Origin of the sequence: Kocuria nitroreducens (assembly GCF_042879195.1) — a bacterium.
Taxonomy (GTDB): Bacteria; Actinomycetota; Actinomycetes; order Actinomycetales; family Micrococcaceae; genus Kocuria; species Kocuria nitroreducens.
In genome coordinates, this window is sequence record NZ_JBHZTC010000086.1 from 1 (window position 1) to 928 (window position 928).

The following is a 928-nucleotide window of genomic DNA, read 5'->3' on the forward strand; positions in this document are numbered from 1 at the left end:
GAGAGCAGCAGGGCCACGACCGCCATGGTCAGCATCGCGATCACCGTGGTCAGCAGCACGGTGTCGCGGCACAGCTGCTCCGCCCGGCCGTAGCGCACGGCCGCGATGTAGATGTTCTGGGCGGTGGGCAGCGCCGCCATCACCACCACCGCGTAGAGCAGGTCCCCGTCCAGGCCCAGCACGAACCGGGCGAACAGGAACGCCAGCCCCGGGTGCAGCAGCAGCTTCAGCACGCAGGCCAGCACCACGTCCCGGCGCGGCCCGGCACTGCGCTGCAGCGGAGCGGCGCCCACCAGGGAGACCCCGAAGGCTATCAGCATCGCCGGGATCGAGGCCCCGGCCACCAGCTCCACGGGCTCGTGCACCACCTCCGGCAGCCGCCAGCCGGTGATCGCGAAGAGGATCCCCAGCCCGGAGCCCACGATCATGGGATTGGTCACCACGTTGCCCAGGACGCTGCCCAGGCTCGGCCGGCGCCCGTCGGTGAGGGTGTCCATGACCGTCAGGTACACCGGGGAGTTGATCGCCAGCTGGAACAGGATGACGGGCACCACCATGGTCGCGTCCCCGAGCACGAACACGGCGATCGGGATGCCCAGATTGGCGGAGTTCACCTGGGAGGCGGCCTGGGCGGCCATCACGGTGGTGGCCGCGTCCCGGTGCAGCACCCACCGGGCGATGACCGCGTACAAGACCATGGTGGCCACCGCCGAGACCGCCGCGACCAGCAGCGGGGCCGAGAAGGTCCGGCCGATGTCGGCCTCGGAGATGGTGAGGAACAGCAGCGGCGGGCTGGCCACGTAGAAGGCGAACTTGCTCAGCACCAGCTGCCCCTGTGGGCCCAGCACGTCCCGCCGGCCCACGGCGTAGCCGGTCAGGATGACGGCCCAGACGATGAAGAACCCCGAGAACACTCCGGTCACGGGAC

1 protein-coding gene is annotated in these 928 nt (G+C 70.5%); it reads right to left on the reverse strand.

Annotated elements, in window-relative coordinates; genetic code table 11:
• The coding region (locus ACFYE1_RS17470) for an AEC family transporter (protein WP_387745836.1) at window positions 1–928 on the reverse strand (928 nt) is incomplete at both ends.